The organism is Candidatus Zixiibacteriota bacterium, assembly GCA_020853795.1.
Classification (GTDB): Bacteria; Zixibacteria; MSB-5A5; order CAIYYT01; family CAIYYT01; genus JADJGC01.
On sequence record JADYYF010000037.1, the window covers coordinates 1 to 2,784 of the forward strand.

Consider the following 2,784-nt stretch of genomic DNA (forward strand, 5'->3'; position numbering starts at 1 on the left):
CACTTCTACCAGACCTACCGCAAGCCGGTCTTCGTCGTGACCGGCAATCATGACTGCTATCACATGCCCTACGGCATCGCGCCGCGCGCGCAGTTCCTCGGCGGTGATATCAAACGCGCCAACGAGGGCATCGCCGCCGATCACAATTTGCTGATCTACGAGGCGATCCTGATTTTCGGCGACAGCTACAAGCGGATCGTCAATACCAGTATCTTCGAGAAGGAGATGCTGAAGTGGTTCTATGCGGTCTACACACCCTTCTCTGATTTTGCCGTCGACATGCCCAACCAGGTGTTTATCGGGCTGGCCTGGGGCGATGACGAAGACAGCATCATGAATCTATTTGGCTACAAGGATTACGACCAGGGCTGGCTCGGCCACCTCCCGCGCGCCGACGACGTGGTCAAGACCGAGCAGTTGCAGTTGGTCCAGGACTCCTGCTACGGCAAGATGGTGCTGTTGATGTCGCACTTCACTTTCGTCAGCTATCTGGAGAATGTCCCGATGATCAACCTCGACGAGGACGGCCGGGAGATCGAGGGCGAGATCGAGTTCGACCAGATCCTGTTCGAGCACTACGGCAAGTACGACATGGGGACGTTCGAGCTGAACCGCAAGCAGTTGTACAAGGACATCATCGGCGGCGGCAAACTGCAGTGCACGATCGGCGGCCATTCGCACCGCCACGGCGCTTACGAAATCACCCGCGTCGAGACGAACACCCTCAATACGCGCTACCTCGATTTCGGCCCGACCGCGACGCCGCCCTGGCCGCTGATCATGGTCTCGGATTCCGGCGGCAATCTGCCCCGCTTCAATCGTCAGGGTGAATTCGGCGGCTGGGGCAGCCATCGTCCCTCCGGCTCGATTATCGCCTTCTCGCCGATCGGCGACGTTGCCGATATCGAAACCGTCCCGGTCGGCCCGTCCCCTCGTTTTGTCGTCGCGCTCGACTACTACGACGTCATCGCCGAGCAGGATGTGATCGACAGCTTCGAATCGGACGAATTCGCGATTGACGATGAGAATCTCGGGCGCGCCCCCTATCAGTTCCGGCTGCTGATGAACGCCGACATGTGCGCGCTGTTCGACATTGATCCCGAAATCCTGATCTATTGTTACGCCGCCGACGGCAGTTGGAAACGGGTGCACCTCAACTTCATTGCCAGCATCGAACGCTGGGTGATCGCCGACCCGATGGAACGGCAGATGTTTTTCCTTTACTTTGCCAATCAGGATGAACGCGCTAACTTCATGTCGATCAAGTTCTGGCCGAAGAGCCCGCTCGTTTCGCATTACAGTTTCGAAGAGCGGTGGAACTTCGAATTTCAGATCGTGCCGGAGAAGATTCCCGATGTGCCGGTCCCGATCGTCGGCCCGCTCTTCGGCTACACTCTCAAGAAGTATCATCTCAAGCGCGACCGAGAATATGCGGAAGAACCCGACTTCGACTGGAGGAACAAGTACTATGACGAGCACCCCGACACCGGTGCGGCGCCGTAACCTCTGGTCGTCAACTCCGGGAAGGGCGCGATGGCGGCCAGTGATTCTGGGCATTGCGCTGCTGGTGATTTCACTCTATGGAGGAGCCGGTTGTATGAAATCGGAACTGAATGAACGGGAGAAAGCCCAATTAGCCAATATCGACGAGTTCAACGCGTCCGTCGCGCAGTCGGGCTGGCAGCTCAAAGGCAAGCGGCTTTTCGACCTCAGTCTCTCCCGCATCGAGCTGAACAAATCGGCGCTGGTGGACGTCGAGATGATCCGGGTGGTTGCGCACGACGCCAAAATCGCCAACACAAGCTTTGACGGCGTCGACTTCAATTTCACCGACTTCGCCCGCGCCAGCTTCAGCAATGTGACTTTCACCAACTGTAAGTTCACCGGGGCTGCTTTCAAGACCAGCACGTTTGCGGGCTGCCAGTTCAAGCAGATCATCGCCGATGAGGCCGAGTTCGACAGCGCGCGGTTTCAGGATTGCACCTTCACCGATTTGAAGGATCATGCCGGCAAATTCGGACACGCCGCGTTCATCAGTTGCCGGTTCCAGAAGCCTAAGTGGGAGAAGACTTCGCTTTATTACGCGCATTTCGACGCGACCGAATTTGACGACGGCAAATTGGAACGCGTCATCTTCGCCAACACCGACGTGCTCGCGTTGACCTTCAATCGCTGTGCCGTCGACTTCTGCAGCTTCAACGAAACGCGCAGCGAGCAGTTACGGTTTCGGTCCTGCTCCAGCCAGCGCGTGACGTGCGGCAAAGCGGAACTGGGCGAGCTGCAGCTGAGCGAGTGCAGCGACTTCGGCGGGCTGGCGCTGCTCAATTCCACCTGCCGGCTGCTCGCCATCACCGACTGCAAAGGTGTCTCGGAGCCGAAATTCTATCAGACCAAACTGCAGCGGCTGCACATCACCAACTCGAAGGTCGAGTACTTCTACGGCGTCGAATCGGAGTTCCTGGAGGCGGGCGAAATCAGCAACTCGACAATTATCGGGATCAATATCGCGCAGGCCACCGTGAAGAATCTGACGATCGCGCAATCGAAGATTGAAAAGTATCTGTCCGTGGAAGGCACGCGCTTCGAGCATCTCTCACTCAAGCAGGTCGAGTACGGCGCCAAGCTCGAGTTCCTTGATGCCGGCGTCACCTACACCGACTCCGACCGCTTTGCCCCGCCGCGATAGACATCCGCACCTGCAGTGGATCTCCAGCACGCAGCGTCGCCGCCGTCGCCCACCTTGACCCGCGCCTGCGAATTCTGTGGGTAAAAAAAAGCTCCCCG

At 58.0% G+C, this 2,784-nt stretch carries 2 protein-coding genes; both read left to right on the forward strand.

Annotated elements, in window-relative coordinates; translation table 11 throughout:
• The coding region (locus tag IT585_02255; GenBank protein ID MCC6962052.1) for a hypothetical protein at positions 1-1,503 on the forward strand (1,503 nt) is incomplete at its 5' end.
• A 94-nt stretch (positions 1,504-1,597) separates the two neighbouring features.
• The gene (locus IT585_02260; protein ID MCC6962053.1) at positions 1,598-2,686 is read left to right on the forward strand and encodes a pentapeptide repeat-containing protein; all 1,089 of its coding nucleotides are present in this window, start codon (positions 1,598-1,600) and stop codon (positions 2,684-2,686) included.
• Positions 2,687-2,784 lie beyond the last annotated feature (98 nt).